The sequence below is a fragment of the Streptomyces sp. NPDC002825 genome (genome assembly GCF_040295385.1).
Taxonomy (GTDB): domain Bacteria; phylum Actinomycetota; class Actinomycetes; order Streptomycetales; family Streptomycetaceae; genus Streptomyces.
Genome location: NZ_JBEOVH010000002.1, coordinates 116294 through 135964, shown reverse-complemented (window position 1 = coordinate 135964; position 19671 = coordinate 116294). Strand labels below are relative to the sequence as shown.

General features: G+C 72.9%; 20 protein-coding genes and 1 pseudogene. 16 read left to right on the top strand and 5 right to left on the bottom strand.

The window, feature by feature from the left end; genetic code table 11:
• Nucleotides 1-28 precede the first annotated feature (28 nt).
• The gene (locus ABT041_RS03005; protein ID WP_351178004.1) at nt 29-343 is read right to left on the bottom strand and encodes an ArsR/SmtB family transcription factor; all 315 of its coding nucleotides are present in this window, start codon (nt 341-343) and stop codon (nt 29-31) included.
• Between the two features lie 78 nt (nt 344-421).
• Here ABT041_RS03005 and ABT041_RS03000 point away from each other — a divergent pair, with 78 nt between their 5' ends.
• From ABT041_RS03000 to ABT041_RS02975, 6 genes and pseudogenes are all read left to right on the top strand, one after another.
• Complete coding sequence (locus ABT041_RS03000; protein ID WP_351178001.1) at nt 422-1063, top strand: arsenate-mycothiol transferase ArsC; 642 nt, start codon at nt 422-424, stop codon at nt 1061-1063.
• A 44-nt stretch (nt 1064-1107) separates the two neighbouring features.
• Nucleotides 1108-1521 carry an arsenate reductase ArsC gene (locus ABT041_RS02995; RefSeq protein ID WP_351177998.1) on the top strand — a complete coding sequence of 138 codons (414 nt, stop codon included), beginning with the start codon at nt 1108-1110 and terminating at the stop codon, nt 1519-1521.
• A 21-nt stretch (nt 1522-1542) separates the two neighbouring features.
• A pseudogene (locus ABT041_RS02990) lies at nt 1543-2147 on the top strand (NAD(P)/FAD-dependent oxidoreductase); the annotation flags it as partial.
• 316 nt (nt 2148-2463) lie between these two features.
• Nucleotides 2464-2787, top strand: coding sequence for a hypothetical protein (locus tag ABT041_RS02985; RefSeq protein ID WP_351177995.1), 324 nt, complete (start codon nt 2464-2466; stop codon nt 2785-2787).
• 13 nt (nt 2788-2800) lie between these two features.
• Nucleotides 2801-3010 (top strand): DUF6479 family protein, encoded by a 210-nt coding sequence (locus ABT041_RS02980; RefSeq protein WP_351177992.1) that lies wholly within the window; start codon nt 2801-2803, stop codon nt 3008-3010.
• A gap of 47 nt (nt 3011-3057) precedes the next feature.
• On the top strand, nt 3058-3339 hold the full coding sequence (locus ABT041_RS02975; protein ID WP_351177989.1) for a hypothetical protein: 282 nt from the start codon (nt 3058-3060) through the stop codon (nt 3337-3339).
• Between the two features lie 120 nt (nt 3340-3459).
• On the opposite strand, the gene ABT041_RS02970 is transcribed toward ABT041_RS02975, so the two are convergent.
• A complete protein-coding gene (locus ABT041_RS02970; RefSeq protein WP_351177986.1) occupies nt 3460-3603 on the bottom strand; it encodes a hypothetical protein in 144 nt (47 codons plus the stop codon).
• 473 nt (nt 3604-4076) lie between these two features.
• Here ABT041_RS02970 and ABT041_RS02965 point away from each other — a divergent pair, with 473 nt between their 5' ends.
• From ABT041_RS02965 to ABT041_RS02950, 4 genes are all read left to right on the top strand, one after another.
• A complete protein-coding gene (locus ABT041_RS02965) occupies nt 4077-4301 on the top strand; it encodes a DUF6458 family protein (RefSeq protein ID WP_351177983.1) in 225 nt (74 codons plus the stop codon).
• Nucleotides 4302-4361: 60 nt separating this feature from the next.
• On the top strand, nt 4362-4736 hold the full coding sequence (locus tag ABT041_RS02960; RefSeq protein ID WP_351177980.1) for a ribosome maturation factor RimM: 375 nt from the start codon (nt 4362-4364) through the stop codon (nt 4734-4736).
• Nucleotides 4737-4822: 86 nt separating this feature from the next.
• A complete protein-coding gene (locus ABT041_RS02955; protein WP_041132393.1) occupies nt 4823-5275 on the top strand; it encodes an SRPBCC family protein in 453 nt (150 codons plus the stop codon).
• Between the two features lie 896 nt (nt 5276-6171).
• Entirely contained in the window at nt 6172-6735 is a 564-nt protein-coding gene (locus ABT041_RS02950) for a DUF6328 family protein (RefSeq protein WP_351177976.1), read from the top strand.
• Between the two features lie 61 nt (nt 6736-6796).
• On the opposite strand, the gene ABT041_RS02945 is transcribed toward ABT041_RS02950, so the two are convergent.
• Nucleotides 6797-8527 carry a thiamine pyrophosphate-dependent enzyme gene (locus ABT041_RS02945; protein ID WP_351177973.1) on the bottom strand — a complete coding sequence of 577 codons (1731 nt, stop codon included), beginning with the start codon at nt 8525-8527 and terminating at the stop codon, nt 6797-6799.
• 30 nt (nt 8528-8557) lie between these two features.
• Nucleotides 8558-10150 (bottom strand): FMN-binding glutamate synthase family protein, encoded by a 1593-nt coding sequence (locus ABT041_RS02940; RefSeq protein ID WP_351177970.1) that lies wholly within the window; start codon nt 10148-10150, stop codon nt 8558-8560.
• Between the two features lie 115 nt (nt 10151-10265).
• Here ABT041_RS02940 and ABT041_RS02935 point away from each other — a divergent pair, with 115 nt between their 5' ends.
• Both ABT041_RS02935 and ABT041_RS02930 read left to right on the top strand, forming a co-directional pair.
• A complete protein-coding gene (locus ABT041_RS02935; RefSeq protein ID WP_351177967.1) occupies nt 10266-10616 on the top strand; it encodes a hypothetical protein in 351 nt (116 codons plus the stop codon).
• A gap of 102 nt (nt 10617-10718) precedes the next feature.
• Nucleotides 10719-10880: a DUF5670 family protein gene (locus ABT041_RS02930; protein WP_086829420.1), complete on the top strand. Its 162-nt coding sequence runs from the start codon at nt 10719-10721 to the stop codon at nt 10878-10880.
• 86 nt (nt 10881-10966) lie between these two features.
• Here the strand turns inward: ABT041_RS02930 and ABT041_RS02925 are convergent, their stop codons facing one another.
• Nucleotides 10967-11194, bottom strand: coding sequence for a DUF5133 domain-containing protein (locus tag ABT041_RS02925; RefSeq protein WP_041132388.1), 228 nt, complete (start codon nt 11192-11194; stop codon nt 10967-10969).
• Between the two features lie 280 nt (nt 11195-11474).
• On the opposite strand from ABT041_RS02925, the gene ABT041_RS02920 reads away from it, so the two are divergent.
• From ABT041_RS02920 to ABT041_RS02905, 4 genes are all read left to right on the top strand, one after another.
• On the top strand, nt 11475-15503 hold the full coding sequence (locus tag ABT041_RS02920) for a HAMP domain-containing protein (RefSeq protein ID WP_351177963.1): 4029 nt from the start codon (nt 11475-11477) through the stop codon (nt 15501-15503).
• Complete coding sequence (locus ABT041_RS02915; protein WP_351177960.1) at nt 15500-17929, top strand: SpoIIE family protein phosphatase; 2430 nt, start codon at nt 15500-15502, stop codon at nt 17927-17929. Before ABT041_RS02920 ends, ABT041_RS02915 begins: the two co-directional genes overlap by 4 nt.
• A gap of 52 nt (nt 17930-17981) precedes the next feature.
• The gene (locus tag ABT041_RS02910) at nt 17982-18350 is read left to right on the top strand and encodes an STAS domain-containing protein (RefSeq protein WP_351177957.1); all 369 of its coding nucleotides are present in this window, start codon (nt 17982-17984) and stop codon (nt 18348-18350) included.
• Nucleotides 18351-18411: 61 nt separating this feature from the next.
• Complete coding sequence (locus ABT041_RS02905) at nt 18412-19584, top strand: PP2C family protein-serine/threonine phosphatase (protein WP_351177954.1); 1173 nt, start codon at nt 18412-18414, stop codon at nt 19582-19584.
• The last annotated feature ends 87 nt before the right edge of the window (nt 19585-19671 follow it).

The following is a 19671-nucleotide window of genomic DNA, read 5'->3' as shown; positions in this document are numbered from 1 at the left end:
TCGGCAGGTGAGGCGAGAGGGGGCGGGGTCAGGGGCAGGAACGCTTGACGTTCGCCTCGGCGGTCAGGCGCGCGGTCTGCGCGAGCGCGGCGAACTGCCCGGCGAGCTGTTCGATGACGTCCGGCTTGAGGCGGTAGTAGGTGAACCGGCCACAGGGCTCCGTCTCCACGACCCCGGCCTCGCGCAGCACTCTCAGATGGTTGGAGAGATTGGTCTGCTTGGCACCGGTCTCCTCCACGAGGTGAGTGGTGCACAGCGTCTCGCGGGCGAGCAGGGTCACGATCCGGAGACGCAGAGGGTCACCCAGCACCCGGATCAGATCAGTGTCGACTGACGTCATCATGGGCTGATAATCTCACATCACCTGGAGCTGATACCAGCCTGGGCTGACCTCTTGAACCCGCCGAAGGGGGTTCTCGCCATGGCCGCGTCCTCGCACCCGGTCCTTCCCGACGAACGTCTCGCGGCCGGTGTCGCCCGCCTCGCCGTACGCCACCAGGGCCGGTACTCCGTGGAGACGGTACAGCGGCTGATCGCCGACTCCTACGAGCGGCTTGCCGGGTACGCGCACGTCCGCACCCACCTGGTGGTGCTGGCGGAGCGGTTCGCCGCTGAGCGCCTGGACGCACTCGCGCACGCCGAGGACCCAACTGCGGGCGACGGTCGACCGCGCGTGCTGTTCGTGTGCAGCCACAACGCCGGCCGCTCCCAGCTGGCGGCAGCACTGCTCGCGCACCGGGCCGGCGCCGGCGTGATCGTCTCTTCCGCCGGCACCCACCCTTCCGGCGCCGTCGACCCGCACGTGCTCCAGGCGCTCACCGAGGCCGGCGTCGCGCTCGACGAGGTCTACCCCAAGCCGCTGACCGACGAGGTCGTCCAGGCCGCCGACACCGTGATCACCATGGGCTGCGGCGACGCCTGTCCCGTCTTGCCCGGCCACCGTTACCTGGACTGGCCGGTCCCCGACCCCGACGGCGCCCCGATCGCCGTCGTGTGCGAGATCCGTGACGCCCTCGACGCCCGGATCACCGCCCTGCCGGACACCCTGCCGTCCGGCTCCTGAGCCCTTCCGTCCCCCGCACCACCCCTGCCTCCAAGGAAGAACCGATGACCGCTCCGCTCGCCTCCGTGCTCTTCGTCTGCGTCCACAACGCCGGCCGCTCCCAGATGGCCGCCGGCTTCCTGCGCCACCTGGCCGGCGACCGCGTCGAGGTCCGCTCCGCGGGCTCCCTTCCGGGCGACCGGATCAACCCCTCCGCCGTGGCCGCCATGGCCGAGCTGGGCATCGACATCTCCGACCAGAAGCCGAAGGTCCTGACGACCGAGGCCGCCCAGGCGTCGGACTACATCATCACCATGGGCTGCGGCGACGCCTGCCCGTACTTCCCCGGCAAGACCTACCTCGACTGGACGCTGGAGGACCCGGCCGGCCAGGGTGTCGAGGCCGTCCGCCCCATCCGCGACGAGATCAAGACCCTCATCGAGGGCCTGATCGCCGACATCGACGCCAAGAAGGCGTGACCGGGGTGAGCGAGAGCTCTCCGGGGTGTCTCGTGGTGCGCCACCTGCGACGGCTTCTTCTTCCGCGACCGCGACATCGTCGTGGTCGGCGGCGGAGACACCGCCATGGAGGAAGCCACCTTCCTCACCCTCCCCCATAGCCTTAAGGGCATGGGGGTACCCCCATCGCCCGCTCGGTCACCGTCGTCCACCGCCGCTCCACCCTGCGCGCCTCCAAGGCCATGCAGAACCGGGCCTTCGCCGACGACAAGATCTCCTTCGCCTTCGACAGCGAGATCGCCGAGATCAAGTCCGAGAACGGCATGCTCGCCGGCGTCGTCCTGCGCGACACCTTCACCGGCGAGACCCGCGACCTCGACGCCACCGGCCTGTTCATCGCCATCGGCCACGACCCGCGCACCGAGCTCTTCACCGGCCAGATCGACCTCGACGACGAGGGCTGCATCAAGGTGGAGTCCCCCTCCACCCGCACGAACATCCCCGGCGTCTTCGCCGCCGGCGACGTCGTCGACCACACCTACCGCCAGGCCGTCACCGCTGCCGGATCCGGCTGCCAGGCCGCCCTCGACACCGAGCGCCACCTCGCCGCCCTCTCCGACAGGACCCCGGCCGCGGTCACGGCCTGACCGACGCTGTTCCGGCCCGCCCGCTGCTGAAGCGGCGGGCCGGTACTGCAGTGGTCCTGCACCTGCGGCTGTCCGGCCCGCGTGTGCGCCCCTGCGCACTTGCGTGCTCCGGTCCCCGGATCGCTGGCCTACCGTGACGTGACAAGCCGACGAGGCACACGCCCGAGAGCCCTCGTGACCGCCGTCACCGCGCACCGGCCGCGCCCGGCCGCCCGTCCGGAGGGCCGGGCTCGCCCGACCGTGCGTGCGATCGCGAAGACGGGGTACGCGCATCTTCCGGAACGACTCGGAGCCGTACGCGCGGAAGGGAGACGTCATGTGCCCGGAGCCCGGATACAGGCGGGCACCACCGGCCGGGGACGGCACGGACGGGGTCCCGCTGCTGTGGGTGCGCCATGCGAAGGCCGTGCGCAAGGACCGGCGGATCGACGACTTCGACCGCGAGCCGAGCGAGCGAGGCAGGGGGACGCTCCCCGGACCGGCCGCCGGCTCGCGGGCTCCGGTCTCGAACCCGAACTCCGTGCCCTGCTCCCCGTCGCGCAGGACCCGCCAGACCTGGCAGCTCGCAGCCTCCGCGGCTGGAGGACCCGCCGCCCGGCCCGGCGGGGACGGAATGCGACACCCCGTTCTGATCCCGTGAGAAAGGAAGAATCATGACCGACTCCTTGGCCGCCGCCTCCGGATCGTCCTCGCTGTTCCTGATCCTGGTGGGAGTGGTGCTGGTCGTGGTGCTGATCGCCGCGTTCTGGTGGGGTTCACGGCGCGTCGCCCGCCGACGGCGGGACGGCCGTGTCGCCCAGCCGCCGCCCATGGAGGCGGAGCGGGGTTCCTGGTCGACCCCGGAGGAGGGGCCCGAGCGATGAGCAGGGGCGCACACGCCCCGCGACGGAACGGAGACGGAGGAGGGACCATGGGCGAGCGGAAGCAGCACAGGACGGACGAGGACCGCGCCGGCCGGCCGCGCACCACGCCTGCCGACGCGGAGGGAGAGAGCGGCGACGAGGAGGCCCGCAGGGAGGCCGCCGAGGCCGTGTCCTCCCGGGGACTGCCCCGCGGCCGGCGCGAGACCGGCGAGCGGCAGGGGGCCACGGGCCGTGAAGCCACCGACCCGGAGGGCGCCGGTGGTCACACCGACAAGCACCAGCGCCCCGGGGTGGGACGCGAGGAGCAGACGCGCCGGCACGACGGCTGACGGCCTCGCATCCCCACATCACCGGGTCGGTGGCACGTCCGGCACCGCTCCCGTACGCCGGTGCCCCGCGCGATGTACCGCGCGGGGCACCGGCGTACGGCTGTGAGGGGCGGGCGGACGTCAGCGATGACGCAGCCTGCCGAACAGGCGGCGTGCCTGGGCGCGCCTGCGCGGGTCGGCCGCGGCACGGCGCAGGGACGCCGCCGCGTCACGGCCCTGGCGGCTGCGGGCGAATCGCTTGATGCGGTCCAGCAGTGCGGTCATGGGGTTCTCCTCCGATGTCCGTGTCCTGGCACTCCGTGTTGCCCCGGACGGCCGTCTCACACTCCCCCCTTTGTTGACGATCAGTCAGGACCGGTTTGCGGGAAGGTCGTTCTCGTACGGGAGCGGCGTGGTCAGGGCGGCCGTCCGGGTCCCGTCCGCCGCCCGGCCGACCGGTGCGCTGCCCGGCGAGCCGGTAGGATCCGGGCGCAGGCGGCGGCGTCCGGGCGGGGTGTGGCCGGCCCGCTGCCGACGGGCCGGGAAGCGGGTGTGCCGCCCGCCGGTCGTGCGCGGGCCGCGGCTGAACGCGTGCCCCCTCCGTCCATGAACATCCCCTGAAGGACGCCGAATCGGCGGTTCGCGGTGCCCACGGGCCCGGACCGACCCGTTCCGACCGTCTCCGAGGACGGCGGAATGATCCCCGCAGACCCGGGTACGCGGACGCTGTCCAACCCGCAGGGGAGGAGCAACCAACCATGGGTCTGGGACTGTTCATCATCATGATCGCCGTCGGCGCGATCCTCACGTTCGCGACCGACTGGGAGATCGAAGCGGTCGACCTCGATCTGGTCGGCCTGATCCTCATGGGCGTCGGCCTGCTCGGGACCGCCGTCTACACCAACGTGCTGCGCCGCCGTCGGATGGTGGTCCCGCCAGTGGCGCCCACGGTCACCGACGACGACCGTCGTGACCTGCTCTGAGGCGGCCCGCGCGTCCGGCGCCGCGCCCTGCACGAACACAGCGACAGAGGAGTGAAAGCGATGACCGACCATCTGTGGTCCTTCAGTGCCGAGTCCGGCCACCTGGCGGGTACCGACCTCACCGGGTGGCGCGTCGAGGCCGCCGACGGGCACATCGGCAAGGTGGACAAGCACTCCGACGAGGTGGACGAGTCCTACCTCGTCGTCGACACGGGCGTCTGGATCTTCGGCAAGGAGGTGCTCATCCCGGCGCGGGCGGTGACCCGCGTCGACCTGGAGGAGCAGACCCTCCACCTCGCCCTGTCGAAGGAACAGGTGAAGGACTCGCCCGAGTTCGTCTCCGACAAGCACCTCGCGGACCGTCAGTACCGCGAGGAGATCGGCCAGTACTACCGCATGTCCTGGCCCTTCGGGGGAGGCCCGGGCGGCCTCTGACGGCCGCCGGTCCGCCCCGGTCCGCACAGGTTCAGCAGCACGTCCCCGACAGGGGAACGATGCGCCTCCGAGAGAAAGGTGTCGCCATGTCCAAGGTGGAGGAGTCGGTCGAGGTCGAGGTCCCGGTGCGCGCCGCGTACGACCAGTGGACCCAGTTCGAGACGTTCCCGCAGTTCATGGACGGCGTGGAACGGATCGAGCAGCGTACGGACACGCTCACGCACTGGGTCACGGAGATCGGCGGCGCGCGACGCGAGTTCGACGCGGTCATCACCGAGCAGATCCCGGACGAACGCGTCGCGTGGACGACGGTCGAGGGCGAGGCCCGCCAGGCTGGCGTGGTGACGTTCCACCGCCTCGACGAGACCCGGACGAAGGTCATGCTCCAGATGGACTTCGCCCCCGAAGGGCTGACGGAGCAGGCGGGCGACAAGCTCGGCTTCGTCAAGCGCAAGGTGGCCGGCGACCTCAAGCGGTTCAAGTCGTTCATCGAGGAGCGCGGTGGCCTCCAGACGGGCGGCTGGCGCGGATCGGTCTGAGGGCCCGGCACCGGCACGCCCGTGGCGGGGCCCAGCCCCCGGGTCGAAACCAAAGGGTGTGGATCCCGACCGGCGGGGCAGGCGGGGGTCGAGCGAGGGACACGCTCGCGCCGGACGATCCACGGTCCCCCCTGCCGTGGATCGGTGGCATCCGTGAGTGGCCCGCACCGGTGGAAGGTGCGGGCCACTCACCTGTGGTCCCGAGCCGCCGTCCCGAACCGCGGCCCCGCGCCACTGCCCCCGGCCGTCACTCCGAGCCCGCGCCGTGGGGTCGCGGTCCCGGCTCGTCCGAGGGCCGAGGCGGTCTTTCCGCGTCCTCGGGGTTTGGACCCGGGGAAGGCGGTAAGCCGAACTTGTAGGCCTCGGAAGCAGGCTGACGGGCAATCGGCCCACGGAACTCACCCAGGAGGCGCTCATGTCGAACCCGACCCGAGCCCTCGGCCGCGTGGCGCCGTGCGCCGCGCCGGTGGGACCGACCGTCCCCGCGCCGGCCGTCCCCCTACCGGGTGCCCCCGTGCACGGCGTCTCCGTACGCGGCGTCCCGGTGCGGGGACTCCCCGCGGGGACGGGGCCACACCCGCGCGCTCCGGAGGCCGCGGTCCCGTCCGAGGACCCCAGTGCCTCGGGCCGGAGCGGGGAGGGCCGTACGTACGCTCCCGCCGCGACCCCCGGCGCACCGCGCGGACGAGACGGACAGCAGGGGCGGGAGGGGCCGGACGGGCGGGCCGACTGCCCCGCCACCGGCGACGGTGGCCACGCGCCCCCGCGAACGGCCGGTACGCCGCGGGCCTGACTCCGCACCGTGCCGCACCGGACGGAAGCCCCCGCACCCGACGGGGGCTTCCGCCGTGAGTCGGTGCGGTCCCGCTCCCGACCCGTGCTGCTGAGGAGGATCCATGGACGAACGAGACGGCGGTGCACCGGAAGCCGACCCGAGGGTTCACCGACAAGGCAACAAGGCATCAGAACCGGACACCGGCACCGGTGGGCACGACGGACGCGGGGAGACGGAGGAGGAGCGCGCGGACCGGCGCTGGCAGGAGCTCCTCCAGGAGATCCGGGTGGCGCAGACCGGCGTCCAGATCCTCCTCGGCTTCCTCCTCACCGTGGTGTTCACTCCCCTCTTCCACGACCTGGAGCAGACCGACAAGACGATCTACCTGGTCACGACCGTCCTCGGATCGCTGGCGACGGGCGCGCTGATCGGCCCCGTCTCCTTCCACCGGATCGTGTCGGGGCGGCGGGTCAAGCCCCAGGCAGTCGTCTGGGCCTCCCGGCTCACCTTCACCGGCCTCCTCCTGCTGCTCGCGACGCTGATGTCCGCCCTGTTCCTCATCCTGCGCGTGGCGACGCACGACCCGTACGTGCCCTGGCTGGTTTCCGGCGTCCTCGCCTGGTACCTGATCTGCTGGTTCGCCCTGCCCCTGTGGGTCCGCGTCGGCTACGCCGACCGCAGCTGACCGGGACGGAGGAGGGGGCGGCCCGCATATCGGCGGGCCGCCCCCTCCTCCGCGAGGACACTCAGCGCGCACCGGAGGGCAGGTTCTCCTTGATCTTGGCGATGGCGAAGCCCCACCCCTGCGACACCGCCGGCTTGCCCGGGACGGCCACTTCCGCCGGGTTGGTCAGCACGTCGAGGAGGACCGGGCCGGGCAGGGCGAGCGCCTTGCGCACGGCCTCGTCCAGTTCGCCCGGCGCGGTGACGCGGATGCCGGTCAGCCCGAGTGCCTCGGCCACCGCGGCGAAGTCGGGGTTGTCCAGCACCGTCCCGAACTCGGGAAGCCCCGCCTGCTCCTGCTCCAGCTTGACCATACCGAGGCGGCGGTTGTCGAAGACGACGAGCTTCACCGGCAGCCGTTCGGAGCGGATCGTCATCAGGTCGCCGAGGAGCATGCCGAGGCCGCCGTCGCCGCAGAAGGCCACGACCTGCCGGTCCGGGGCCCACAGCTGCGCCCCGATGGCCTGGGGCATGGCGTTGGCCATGGAGCCGAGGTTGTAGGAGCCGATCAGCCGGCGGGTGCCGCGCATGCGCACGAGCCGCGAGAGCCACACGGTGGCCATGCCGGTGTCCGAGGTGAAGATCGCGTCGTCGGCGGCGTGGCGGTCGACGGCCGCCGCGAGGGCCTCGGGACGGATGTCTGCCTCCCGGTTGTCGAACATGGCCCGTACGCGTCCAAGCAGCCGCCTGTCGTGGGCAGGGTCGGCGAGGCCGGCCTGCCCCTCCTGCCAGTCCGCGTACCGTTCGCGGGCCCCGTCGAGGTGGGAACGCGACGCGACGGGCGCCAGCAGCGGCAGCAGGGCCCGCAGCGTCGCGCCCACGTCCCCGGCGAGCCCGACGTCCACCGGGGCGCGGCGTCCGAGGTGCTCCTCCCGGGTGTCGATCTGCACGACCCGGCAGTTCTCCGGGTACCAGTCCCGGTAGGGGAAGTCCGTCCCGAGCATGATCAGGGTGTCGCAGGAGTCCATGGCGTGGGCCGCGGCCGGATTGCCGATGAGGCCGGTCTGGCCGACCTCGTACGGGTTGTCGTCCTCGAAGCCCTCCTTGCCCTTCAGGGTCAGCACCATGGGCGCCGAGAGCAGCTCGGCGGCGCGCAGCACCTCCTCGCGGGCCTCCCGGGCGCCGCGGCCGACCAGGAGGGTGACCCGCGAGCCCCGGCCGATCGTCTCGGCCGCCTCGGCGAGCGCCGGGTCGTCGGGGCGCGTGACGGCCGGGCGCGGCAGCGCGAACCGCGTCGGCCGGTCCTCCTCGACCTCCTGGTCACCGAGGTCGCCGGGGACGGTCAGCACCGCCACGCCCCGCCCGGTCACGGCCGCCCGCACCGCGGACTCCAGCAGCCGGGGCATCTGGGAGGGTGAGGTCACGGTGGCCCGGTACACGGCCACGTCCCGGAAGAGTAGGTCGTTGTCGACCTCCTGGAAGTAGTCCCCGCCCAGCTCCGACAGCGGCACCTGGCCGCAGATCGCCAGGACCGGCGCCCCGCTCTTGGCCGCGTCGTACAGTCCGTTGAGCAGGTGCACCGAGCCCGGTCCCACCGTGCCCATGCAGACGGCCGGCTCTCCGGAGAGCTGGGCGTGCGCTCCGGCGGCGAAGGCCGCCGCCTCCTCGTGGCGGAAGCCGGTCCAGTCGATGCCCTCGGTGGTCCGGATGGCGTCGGTGATCGGGTTGAGCGCGTCGCCGACCACGCCGAAGACGCGGGCGACGCCGAGGTCTGCGAGCCCGTCGACGATCACCTGTGCGACGGTACGGGACATGGGGTCTCCTTCCTCTGGCTGTCGACCGGTTCACCGGAGGGTGAACCGGTCCGGATGGGCCGCCTTCCAGTCGCCTGGCCACGTGTCGGGAACCGATGCGGGCGACAGGAGCAGACCGGGTTCGAGCGGCTCGTACAGCTCGGCGTGGGAGCGCACGGCGTCGGGTCCGACCCGGCGCAGCAGCATGCCGGGCTCCAGGTCCCCGGGACCGTCGGCTCCCATGGCCGCCATGAGCGCGAGGGCGCTTCGGACGGTCGCCTCCTGGAAGCGCCGGACCCGCTCCGCCTTGTCCTGGACGTCGAGGGCGCGGGCGCGCCGGCGGTCCTGGGTGGCCACCCCGACGGGGCAGGTGTTGGTGTGGCAGCGCTGGGCCTGTATGCATCCGAGGGCGAACATCATGGCCCGGGCGGAGTTGGTGTAGTCGGCACCCTGGATCAGCCGCTTGACGATGTCGCTCCCGGTGGCGACCTTGCCGGAGGCGCCGATCCTGATCCGGTCGCGCAGCCCCGTGCCGACGAGGGCCCGGTGCACCGTGGTCAGGCCCTCGGTGAGGGGCAGGCCGACGGTGTCCGCGAACTCCAGCGGGGCAGCGCCCGTACCGCCCTCCGCCCCGTCGACGACGATGAAGTCGGGCGTGAGGTCCTCCTCCAGCATCGCCTTGCAGACGGCGAGGAAGTCACGGCGCGCGCCCACGCACAGCTTGAAGCCGACCGGCTTGCCGCCGGAGAGCTCCCGCATCCGGCCGAGGAAGCGCACCAGCTCCCGGGGGGTCCGGTAGACGCGGTGGTACGGCGGGGAGATCACCGTACGGGCCTCGGGGACGCCGCGGACGGCGGCGATCTCCCGGCCGACCTTGGAGCCGGGCAGCACTCCCCCGATGCCGGGCTTCGCGCCCTGGCTGATCTTCAGCAGGACGCAGGCGATCTGGTCGAGCGCGGCCTTCTCGGCGAACAGCCGCGGGTCGAAGCCGCCGTCCTCGGCACGGCAGCCGAAGTACCCGGTCCCGATTTCCCAGACGAGGTCGCCGCCGGGGGCGAGGTGGTGCTCCGACACCCCGCCCTCGCCGGTGTCGTGGGCGAAGCCGCCGCGCCGGGCGCCCTCGTTCAGGGCGCGGACGGCCGGGGCCGACAGGGAGCCGAAGCTCATCGCCGACACGTTGAGCAGGGCCATGTCGTAGGGCCGCGCGCAGTCGGGGCCGCCGATCCGGACTCGGGGCGCCTCGTCGGGCACCGGGCGTGGCGCCATGGAGGGGACCAGGTACTCGGTGCCGGTCCGGTCCAGCTCCAGCTCGGTGCCGAAGGGGTCCTCGGCGTCCGTCCCCTTCGCCCGCTCGTACACGATGGACCGGGTGTCCCTGTCGAAGGGCACGCCGTCGACGTTCCTCTCGACGAAGTACTGCTGCACCTCGGGGCGGATCGCCTCCATCGCGAACCGGAGGTGCCCGAGGAGCGGATAGTTGCGCAGGATCGAGTGGCGCCGCTGGACGACGTCGTGCGTCGCGACCGCGGCGAGCAGCAGGGCGGGTCCGGCCGCGCACCACCACCACGGGGACACCAGGACGGCGGCGAGGCCGGTGGCGAGCGCGGCGAGGACGGAACAGACCACGAGCAGTGACGTCACCATGGACGGTCGTCTGTCCCGTACGGGCGCGGTCAAGCACGCGGGGAAAAGACGCGGGGCGGGGCCGGGGCCGTGATCCACCAGGTTTAGCGTGCGGGACTCCGGCGAGACGGTGCCCATGAGTGCTTCGGAGAACAGCGAACGGAACCCCCTCCCCCGGACCGGCCCCTACGCCGTCCCGGACCGCCCCGGCCTGACGCGGGGGGATGACCCCGACGTGGACGAGGCGTACGAGCCGGCCGTTCTCGCGGGCCTGCGCCTCCTTCCCGCGCCGTCCGCGGAGACGGCCCGCGGGACCGGGGGCGGCCTGCGGGCCGCCGCGCGCGCCCACCGGACCGTGACGGCCGGTGCCGCGGCCGGCACGGCGGCCGCGCTCGCCCTCGCGTACGGGTGGGGGCGCCGGACCGGACGCCTGGCCGCACGACGCGGCCTGGGCCCGGTGGCCCTGTTCTTCGGACGCCGCAGCTGAGCGGGCGGCGCTTCCGCCCCCGCGAGAGGCCGGCGCGCGCGTCCGCCGTCCGCCGCCCTTGCACCTTTCCGTCAGTCACCGTCTTCACGGAGGTCGACCCAGATGGTCCCCCTGCTTCTCGTCCTGCTCCTCGCCCTGCTGCTCTTCGGCGCCGGCTTCGCCGTCAAGGCGCTCTGGTGGATCGCCGTCATCGTGCTCGTCCTGTGGCTGCTGGGCTTCGTGGCCCGGCCGAGGGGCGGCACGAGCCGCTGGTACCGCTGGTAGGCGGTCCCCCGGTCGGGCGCGCTCCCGCCCACGGCGCGGCCGAGCCCGGCACCTCCGTCAGGAGGGTGCCGGGCTCGGCCGCGTGCTCAGGCGCTCAGCACCGAGTCGTCCTCGGGGCGCGCGCCCGGCAGACGGTGGCGGGCCGCGATCAGCGCCGCGTCCACGTCCCGCGTACCGGTGGACACGCACAGCGTGTAGGCGAGGTCGTCCATGCGCCGCCGTACTTCTTCGCCGCCGTTCTCGGCCTTGAGCATCTTGAGCGTCTCGTACTGCTCGATGAGCTCGCGCAGGACCGCGGGGTGGGCCATCAGCACGTATCTGCTCCCCTCGTCGTCGGGGCGGGGGACCGCCCGGTTCGGGGCGCGTGTACCCCGGTCGCGGCGTCGCACACCCCGTCCCGGGGCCGGGGAGGGCGGGTTCCGGCCGGATGACCGGCACTGCCCTCCTGTTGTCGATCACGGAGGGGTAATGTCGTCATGATTGCCGTACGGCAACGATCGCGGCAGCCGGAGCCGACCCGGGGGAACGGTCGGCCGGCGCGCGGCGTGGGCCGGACGGTCCGTGTGCGCACATGGTGGGGAACGAGGATGGGGCATGTCTGAGACGACGACCAGGGGTTCCTCCGGACGGGAGCAGTCCGGGCCGGCCGCGGTGGTCGAGCCTGAACTCCGCCAGCTGCTGGCCGGGCTCACGGCGGTGTGGGACGGCGACTTCGGCACCCGTCTGCCGGACGAGGCCGACGGGCTGATGGGTGAGATCTCCCGGGTGTTCAACGGGATGGTCGACCAGCTCTCCCTGTTCACCTCCGAAGTGACACGGGTGGCGCGCGAGGTCGGCACGGAGGGGACGCTCGGCGGGCAGGCCGCCGTGCCCGGCGTCTCCGGCACCTGGGCCGATCTGACGGACTCGGTCAACGCGATGGCCGGCAACCTCACCACCCAGGTCCGCGACATCGCCCACGTGGCGACGGCCGTCGCCAAGGGAGATCTCTCCCAGAAGATCGACGTGGACGCGCGCGGCGAGATCCTGGAGCTGAAGAACACCATCAACACGATGGTGGACCAGCTCTCGGCCTTCGCCGATGAAGTCACGCGCATGGCCCGGGACGTGGGCACCGAGGGCATCCTCGGAGGACAGGCCGACGTGAAGGGCGTCTCCGGCACCTGGCGCGATCTGACCGACTCCGTCAACTCGATGGCGGGGAACCTCACCGCCCAGGTCCGGGCGATCGCCCACGTCGCCACCGCCGTCGCGGGCGGCGACCTGTCGAAGAAGGTCGACGTGGACGCCCGGGGCGAGATCCTGGAGCTGAAGACGACCATCAACACGATGGTCGACCAGCTGTCCTCGTTCGCGGCCGAGGTGACCCGGGTCGCCCGCGAGGTCGGCACCGAGGGCAACCTCGGCGGCCAGGCCACCGTCCGGGGCGCCTCGGGCACCTGGAAGGACCTCACCGACAACGTCAACGTGATGGCCTCCAACCTCACCGGGCAGGTGCGTTCGATCGCCCAGGTCGCCACCGCCGTGGCCCGCGGCGACCTCTCCCGCCGGATCACCGTGGAGGCCAAGGGCGAGGTCGCCGCCCTCGCCGACACCATCAACACCATGGTGGACACCCTGTCCGCCTTCGCCGACGAGGTGACCCGGGTCGCCCGCGAGGTCGGCACCGAGGGCCGGCTCGGCGGCCAGGCCAGGGTGCCGAACGTGGCCGGGACCTGGAAGGACCTCACCGACAACGTCAACTCCATGGCGAACAACCTGACCGGGCAGGTCCGGAACATCGCCCAGGTCACGACCGCCGTCGCCAACGGCGACCTGTCGAAGAAGATCGACGTGGACGCCCGGGGCGAGATCCTGGAGCTGAAGACGACCATCAACACGATGGTCGACCAGCTGTCCTCGTTCGCGGCCGAAGTGACCCGGGTCGCCCGCGAGGTCGGCAGCGAGGGCAGGCTCGGCGGCCAGGCCGAGGTCGAGGGGGTCTCCGGCACCTGGAAGCGGCTGACCGAGAACGTCAACGAGCTGGCGGGCAACCTCACCCGCCAGGTTCGCGCCATCGCCGAGGTCGCGAGCGCCGTCGCCGAGGGCGACCTCACCCGCTCGATCACCGTCGAGGCGTCGGGCGAGGTGGCCGAGCTCAAGGACAACATCAACGCCATGGTGGGCTCGCTGCGCGAGACGACGCGGGCCAACCAGGAGCAGGACTGGCTCAAGTCGAGTCTGGCCCGGATGTCCGCGCTGATGCAGGGCCACCGCGACCTGACCGTCGTCGCCGAACTCGTCATGGATGAGCTGACCCCGCTCGTGGGCGCCCAGTACGGCGCGTTCTACCTCGCCGAGGAGGGTGCCGGCGGCGTCGAGCTGGGCCTCGTCGGCTCCTACGGACGCCCCGCCGGCGACCGGCACCGGGTGCGCTTCCGGCTGGGCGAGTCGCTCGTCGGACAGGCCGCCCGCAGTCGCCGCACCATCACCGCCGAGAACGTCCCCGCCGACTACGTCACGATCTCCTCGGGTCTCGGCAGCACGTCCCGGGGCAGCCTCGTGGTGCTGCCGGTCGTCGTCGAGGAGCAGGTGCTCGGCGTCATCGAGCTGATGTCCTTCAGCCCCTTCACCTCCGTGCACCGGGACTTCCTGGAACAGCTCATGGAGACCGTCGGCGTCAACCTGAGCACCATCGTCGCCAACGCCCGAACCGACGAACTCCTGGACGAGTCCCAGCGGCTGGCCGGCGAACTGCGCTCGCGCACCGAGGAACTCCAGGTGCGGCAGGAGGAGCTCCAGCGCTCCAACGCCGAGCTGGAGGAGAAGGCGGCCCTGCTCGCCACGCAGAACCGCGACATCGAGGCCAAGAACCTCCAGATCGAGCAGGCCCGGCAGGAGCTGGAGGAACGCGCCCAGCAGCTCGACCTGGCCTCCACGTACAAGTCGGAGTTCCTGGCCAACATGAGCCACGAACTGCGCACCCCGCTCAACAGCCTGCTGATCCTGGCCCAGTTGCTGGCCCAGAACCCCACCCGCAACCTCACGGCCAAGCAGGTCGAGTACGCCGGCATCATCCACTCGGCCGGATCCGACCTGCTCCAGCTGATCAACGACATCCTCGACCTCTCCAAGGTGGAGGCCGGGAAGATGGACCTCAACCCGGAGCGCGTGCCGCTGCGCAGGCTCCTCGACTACGTCGAGGCCACGTTCCGCCCCCTCACCTCGCAGAAGAGCCTCGCCTTCACGGTCTCCACGGCCGCCGGCGTCCCCGTCGACCTCGTCACCGACGACACGCGGCTCCGGCAGGTGCTGCGCAACCTGCTGTCGAACGCCGTCAAGTTCACCGAGCACGGCAGCGTCGAGCTGCGCATCGAACCGGCATCGGACGGCGAGCTGCCCGTGTCCGTGCACCGCGGCGGCCCCGTCGTCGCCTTCCGCGTCGCCGACACCGGCATCGGCATCGCCCCCGAGAACCTGGAGGCCATCTTCGGCGCCTTCCAGCAGGCCGACGGGACGACCAACCGCAAGTACGGCGGCACCGGCCTGGGCCTCTCCATCAGCCGCGAGATCGCCCATCTCCTCGGCGGCGCCCTCACCGTCACCAGCGTGCCGGGCGAGGGCAGCACCTTCACCCTCTACCTCCCCGTCGCCCGCACCGACTTCGCCGAGCAGCCCGCCCCCGCCGCCTTGCCGACGGACTCCCCCGCAGGGCCCGCCGTCCCGGCCCCCGCCCGGGGCGGCGCGCTCGCGCTGCCCGGCGGCGCGGCCGCACGGCCGCCCCGGCGCCTCCTCGTGATCGAGGAGCGCCCGCGCGGGCTCCTCGCCGTCGTCGCCGAGAACGCGGTCGGCCAGCTCTCGGCCGACAGCGGGCAGACGGGCCGGTCGGACACCGAACTGGTCGCGGTCGTCGGCCCCCAGGAGGCCGCCGCCGCGCTCGCCACCCAGCCGTTCCACTGCGTCGTGCTCGACGTCGACATGGCGGACGGCGACGCCCTGCGCTTCCTGGACGCCATGGACGGGGACGAGGCGTTGCGCACCGTCCCCGTCCTCGCCCACAACAACCGCCGGCTCCCCGCCGACGAGGAGGGCGCCCTCCAGGACCTCGCCCGCCGCCGACCGCTGGAGCTCCTCTCCAGCCTCGACGAGCTGCGCGAGCGGATCGCCCTGCACCTGTCCGCGGAGCAGCCCGGCGACGTCGTGCCCCTGGTGCGCGGCGACCACTGGGCGCCCGCGCCCCGGGCCGTCGACAGCACCCTGCGCGGCAGGACTGTGCTCGCCGTCGACGACGACGCCCGCAACCTGTACGCCCTCAGCGGCATCCTGGAGCTGCACGGCATCACGGTGCTGCACGCCGAGAACGGGCGGAAGGGCATCGAGACGCTGCTGGCGAACCCGGCCGTCTCCCTCGTCCTGATGGACGTGATGATGCCGGAGATGGACGGCTACACCGCGACCGCGCGGATCAGGGAGCTGCCCCAGTACACGGACCTGCCCGTGATCGCCGTCACCGCGAAGGCCATGCCCGGCGACCGGGAGAAGAGTCTCGCGTCCGGGGCCAGCGACTACGTCACCAAGCCCGTCGACGCCGACGAACTCATCGCCTGCGTCAGCCGCTGGCTCGACGGCGGGGCGGCCTCGTGACCACGCCCCTGCCCCCCGGCCCGCCCCCCGGCACGGCCGTCCCGCTCACTGCCGACGGGGCGCCGCCCGTCCCGGACGCCGCGGCCGCCGACGGCCGGCTGGCCGCCACGGTGGAACGGCTGCGCGGCGAGGTGCGCGCCGCGCACGCGGCCGCAGAGGGCCGCGCCCTGATCGAACTCGCCAAGGGGGTCATCGTCGAGCGCCTGGGCTGCGGCCCGGCCCAGGCGGCCCGCCAGCTCGCGGAGCTCGCCGACCGGGCAGGACTGTCCCGGCTGGAACTGGCCGCGGACATCGTCAACCAGGCGGCCCGTGACCGGATGGCGGAGGCGGCCGACGAGTTCGTGAGGACGGCCGTCGGCGAGCCCGCGGCCACCGCCGCCTCGGTCGCCGTGCGGCTGCGCACGGCGGAGAGCGCGGCGCTCAGCGCCGGCGACACCCAGGCCGTCGCCGAGTCGCTGCTCCGGCACGCTCTCGAACCGCTGGGCGCCGTCGCCGTCGCGATCTGGACCACCGGCCCGGACACCTCGCTGAGCCTGCGCGGCCACGCCGGCTTCGGTCTCGACGAGGCGGCCCGCTGGCACTATGTGCCGCCGGGCGTGACCACCGCGGCCCGCCAGGCGCTCATCGGGCGCCGAACCGTCCGCTACGCCTCCCTGGCGGACGCGGGCATCCCCTCGATCGGCCGCGCGCGTCATCCCGACGGCGGCCGGGTCGTCGTCCCCGCCGGGACCGGCGGCCGCATCCACGGCGTCCTGGAGATCTGCTGGGCCCGTCCGCTCGGTCCCCTGCCGCAGGCCGTGGAGCGCCAGGTCGAGGCCCTCGCCGAGCTCTGCGCCCACACCCTGGAGACGCTGCCCGAGGCCTCCCCCGGGGGCTTCCCCGCCCCCGGCGGCCTGCCGGTCCCCGGCGGGGACGGGGCGACGGCGCTGGCCGAACTCTCGGACGGGCTCTACGACCCCGCCCTCGTCCTCACCCCCCATCTGGACGAGACGGGGAAGCTCGTCGACTTCCGCATCCGGCACGCCAACGCGCACTTCCAGGATCCGGCCGGACGGCCCCGCGGCTCCGTCGACGGGGCCCTGCTCCTGGAGGCGTACCCGGCGACGGCGGGCGGCAGCGAACTCTTCGAACGGATCGAGCGGGTCCATGCCACGGGGGAACCGTTCCGCGCCCGCCGGGTCCGGCTCACGGCCCTGGTGGACCAGGTGCCGCTCGCCTCGCTCGCCGACATCAGCATCAGCCGGTGCGGCGCGAGTGTGCTGCTCATCTGGCGCGTCGAGGACGAGTCGGCACGCCTCGCCAGCCTCCTCCAGCACGCCCAGCGCCTCGGCCGGGTCGGCGCCTTCGAGGAGGACCTCGTCACCGGCGACATCACCTGGCACGGCCAGCTGTACGAGCTCTTCGGCCGCAGGACGACGGAGCCGCCGGTCGCCCTGCGCGACCTCGCCGGCCACGCCCACCCCGACGACGCCGACACCATCCGCCGCTTCCTCCAGCAGGTGCTGGACCAGCGGCGGGTGGGCTCCACCGCCTTCCGCATGCTCCGCCACGACGGCGTCACCCGGCACATCCGGGTGACCGCCGAACCCGCCCTGGGCAGCGACGGCGGTCTCCAGACCGTCCGGGGCGCCTATCAGGACATCTCGGCGCAGCACTGGACCGAGGTCGCCCTCACGGCCACCCGCGACCGGCTGGCGGCGACGGAGGAGGTGGCCGAGGAACGCAACCGGCTCACCCTCCAGCTCCAGCACGCGATCATGCCGCCGGCCATGCCGCCGCTCGACGCGCCGGGACTCGAAGTGGCCGTGCGCTACCGGCCCGCGGAGTCCGAGTCCCTGGTCGGCGGCGACTGGTACGACGCGGTCGTGCTGCCGTCCAAGAAGGTGCTCCTGTGCGTCGGCGACGTCGCCGGCCACGGCGTGGAGGCCGCCACCGGCATGGTGGTGCTGCGCAACGCCCTCCGCGGCCTGGCCGTCACGGGCGCGGGCCCGGGGCAGCTGCTGTCCTGGCTCAACGGCGTCGCCCACCACCTCACCGCCCATGTGACGGCCACCGCCGTGTGCGGCGTCTACGACCCGGAGAGCCGTACGCTGCGCTGGGCCCGCGCGGGACACCTCCCGCCGGTGCTGGTGCGCGGGGAGGAGGCGCTCGACCTGCCGCTCCTGCGCGGGGTGCTGCTGGGAGCCCTCGCGGAGACCGAGTACGAGGAGACGGAGCTGCGACTCGAACCCGGCGACACGGTGCTGATGTACACCGACGGGCTCGTCGAGCGGCGTGACACCGCCGTCCACGATTCCGTGGCCCAACTGCTCAACGTCGCCCGGCAGCCGTTCGACAGCCTCGAACGCCGGCTGGACCAGCTGCTCGCGCGCAGCAAGTCGGACACCGACGACGACACGTGCGTGGTCGGTGTCCAGGTGTCCTGATCCCGACCGTCCACCCCGAGACCGACCCCACCCCCCACGGAAAGCAGGAGACATGCTCGAGCGTGAACCCAACCTTGATGTCGAGGTCGAGATCCGCGACGACCGCACGGTGGTGCTGACCGTGGCGGGCGAGCTGGACATGGAGACGGCCGGCCGGCTGCAGGAGCTTCTGGCGGAGCAGTTCGGCCAGGGGCGGCGCCGTTTCGTGCTGGACATGTCCGCCCTCGACTTCATGGACTCCTCGGGGCTGAACGTCCTGATCCGGGCGGTCAACAAGGCGCGGGGGACCGGCGGCGACGTGTATCTCGCCGCGCCGACCCCGGCCGTGCGCCGCATCCTGGAGATCACCGGCGTGACGACGACGATCCCGCCGCACGACGGCCTGGCGGACGCGTTGGCGGCGGCCGGCAGCGCGAGATAGCGGACGGGTGGCCCGACCCCGTGCAAAGGGACCGGGCGCAGGGAAGGGGAAGAGGAAGACCGTGCGCGAGATCGCCGAGATCGAGGAGGCGCTCCGCCGGGCGGCTCCGCACCGGCTCGTGGGGGTCGTCGAGGACGCCCTCAGGGACCGCGGGGTGCGGCGGGTGGAACTCCGCATGGCCGACTACGGTCTGCGGACGCTCCAGCTCGTCGGGCACGTCCCCGGGGCGGATCCCTCGGTGCCCATCCACGACAGCCCCCAGGGGCGCGCCTTCGGCGCCCAGGAGCCGCACGTGGTCCGGGAGCGCGGGGCGCTCCGGCTCCATCTGCCCGTCACCGTCCGCGGGGACCGGCTGGGTGTGCTGACGGCCGAGCTGCCCCAGCAGGCCGACCTCGGGCCGCTGCTGCCAGGGCTCGCCCAGCTCTGCGAGGCGCTCGGCCACGAGATCCTGGTGGCGGAGCGCGACACGGACCTGTACGTCCTGGCGCGGCGTGCGACGCGGCTCACGCTCGCGGCGGAGATGCAGTGGCAGCTGCTGCCCGGCCGTTCCTGCGCTCGCCCCGAGTTCGCCCTGGCCGCCCATCTGGAGCCCGCCTACGCCATCTTCGGCGACAACTACGACTGGTCGGTCTCGGACGGCCGGCTGACCCTGACGGTCACCAACGGCATGGGGGAGGGCATCGAGGCCGCCCTGCTGACGAACCTCGCGATCAACGCGCTCCGCAACGCCCGCCGGGCCGGCCTCCCGCTGGCGGACCAGGCCGCGCTGGCGGACCAGGCCGTGTACGCCCATTACCGGGGCGAGGTCTTCGTGTCGGTGCTGCTGCTCTGCTTCGACCTGGCCACGGGCGAGGTGGAGGCCGTCGACGCCGGATCGCCCCGGCTGTGGCGGCAGCGGGGGCAGGCGGTGGAGTCCGTCGGCTTCGAGGCGCAGCTGCCCCTCGGCATGTTCGAGGACACCGTGTACGTACCGGAGCGGTTCTCCGTGCGGCCGGGCGACCGGCTGCTGTTCGGCAGCGATGGCGTGTACGGGGCCGTCTCGTCGTCCGGGGAGAGCTACGGGGACCGGGCGCTGGCCCGTGCGCTGCGGGGGACGCGGCTGCTGCCGCCCACGCAGGTGCCGCAGGCGGTGCTCCGGGAGCTCGCCGTCCACCAGGGTGGCAGCCCGTTGGAGGACGACGCCCTGGTCGTCTGCCTGGACTGGCACGGCCCCCCGTCAACAGTTGCCGTCTGACAACTGTATCCTTGGGGCAACACCCTGGCGGGTGCCCGGAAGAACGCCGTCAAGGACGACCAGAGGTGGCAATGAGGACATGGGTGG

What these genes read in the sequence shown, in the direction of transcription:
- ABT041_RS02930 (WP_086829420.1), top strand. Translation starts at nt 10,719, where the DNA reads ATGGTCCCCCTGCTTCTCGTCCTGCTCCTCGCCCTGCTGCTCTTCGGC.
- ABT041_RS02950 (WP_351177976.1), top strand. Translation starts at nt 6,172, where the DNA reads ATGGACGAACGAGACGGCGGTGCACCGGAAGCCGACCCGAGGGTTCAC.
- ABT041_RS02955 (WP_041132393.1), top strand. Translation starts at nt 4,823, where the DNA reads ATGTCCAAGGTGGAGGAGTCGGTCGAGGTCGAGGTCCCGGTGCGCGCC.
- ABT041_RS02970 (WP_351177986.1), bottom strand. Translation starts at nt 3,603, where the DNA reads ATGACCGCACTGCTGGACCGCATCAAGCGATTCGCCCGCAGCCGCCAG.
- ABT041_RS02960 (WP_351177980.1), top strand. Translation starts at nt 4,362, where the DNA reads ATGACCGACCATCTGTGGTCCTTCAGTGCCGAGTCCGGCCACCTGGCG.
- ABT041_RS02920 (WP_351177963.1), top strand. Translation starts at nt 11,475, where the DNA reads ATGTCTGAGACGACGACCAGGGGTTCCTCCGGACGGGAGCAGTCCGGG.
- ABT041_RS02975 (WP_351177989.1), top strand. Translation starts at nt 3,058, where the DNA reads ATGGGCGAGCGGAAGCAGCACAGGACGGACGAGGACCGCGCCGGCCGG.
- ABT041_RS02980 (WP_351177992.1), top strand. Translation starts at nt 2,801, where the DNA reads ATGACCGACTCCTTGGCCGCCGCCTCCGGATCGTCCTCGCTGTTCCTG.
- ABT041_RS02935 (WP_351177967.1), top strand. Translation starts at nt 10,266, where the DNA reads ATGAGTGCTTCGGAGAACAGCGAACGGAACCCCCTCCCCCGGACCGGC.
- ABT041_RS03000 (WP_351178001.1), top strand. Translation starts at nt 422, where the DNA reads ATGGCCGCGTCCTCGCACCCGGTCCTTCCCGACGAACGTCTCGCGGCC.
- ABT041_RS02985 (WP_351177995.1), top strand. Translation starts at nt 2,464, where the DNA reads ATGTGCCCGGAGCCCGGATACAGGCGGGCACCACCGGCCGGGGACGGC.
- ABT041_RS02965 (WP_351177983.1), top strand. Translation starts at nt 4,077, where the DNA reads ATGGGTCTGGGACTGTTCATCATCATGATCGCCGTCGGCGCGATCCTC.
- ABT041_RS02940 (WP_351177970.1), bottom strand. Translation starts at nt 10,150, where the DNA reads ATGGTGACGTCACTGCTCGTGGTCTGTTCCGTCCTCGCCGCGCTCGCC.
- ABT041_RS02995 (WP_351177998.1), top strand. Translation starts at nt 1,108, where the DNA reads ATGACCGCTCCGCTCGCCTCCGTGCTCTTCGTCTGCGTCCACAACGCC.
- ABT041_RS02945 (WP_351177973.1), bottom strand. Translation starts at nt 8,527, where the DNA reads ATGTCCCGTACCGTCGCACAGGTGATCGTCGACGGGCTCGCAGACCTC.
- ABT041_RS03005 (WP_351178004.1), bottom strand. Translation starts at nt 343, where the DNA reads ATGATGACGTCAGTCGACACTGATCTGATCCGGGTGCTGGGTGACCCT.
- ABT041_RS02910 (WP_351177957.1), top strand. Translation starts at nt 17,982, where the DNA reads ATGCTCGAGCGTGAACCCAACCTTGATGTCGAGGTCGAGATCCGCGAC.